The organism is Janthinobacterium sp. AD80 (assembly GCF_002878455.1).
Taxonomy (GTDB): domain Bacteria; phylum Pseudomonadota; class Gammaproteobacteria; order Burkholderiales; family Burkholderiaceae_D; genus Janthinobacterium.
Map to the genome: position 1 here is coordinate 1 of NZ_NRDQ01000387.1, position 551 is coordinate 551.

Here is a 551-nt window from a genome sequence, read left to right on the forward strand (position 1 = left end):
TGTCTCACAATAAGAAACAGGACAGCATTCCGTGAAAATAATAAAGTTCGCCGGCAGCGGCCTGGCCATTCTGCTTGCCTTGCTGGCTGGATCTGCCCAGGCGCAATATGCGCCGGTCGATGCCGAGCGGACAAAGAACGAGGCAGCGGCCAAACTGATGCTTGAATCCTTGAAAGAGACCAGATATTGGATCGTTCCCAATCCACAAGCCATCTCGCGCTATGAGTTCCAGGAATTGGACGAGGACGGGAATCCCGCTGAAAAAAAGTTTGTCGTCACGGAAACGACGAGTTTCACCGTGCATAGCTATGTAGATAAAGACTTCCGGCACTATGCGCGGATCGTCTTCGAAGATGACAAAGACGCGGCGCTGGAGATCTCCAACTATCTATTCGATTCCAGGCCGGGACCGCTGACGCTATTTCGCAATGTGTACGATCCGGCCAAACGCTCGCGGTTGGATTTTGTCGAGTATCTTTTCACCTCGCCGCCCAAAGATATCGAGATAGCAGAGGCGAAAGAAGGCATCCTGGAAATTATCTTCGAGACCT

At 51.7% G+C, this 551-nt stretch carries 1 protein-coding gene; it reads left to right on the forward strand.

All coding sequences use genetic code 11. From position 1 onward, the window contains the following. Nucleotides 1-31 precede the first annotated feature (31 nt). On the forward strand, nt 32-551 hold a 520-nt coding region (locus JaAD80_RS29900), incomplete at its 3' end, for a hypothetical protein (protein WP_146012647.1).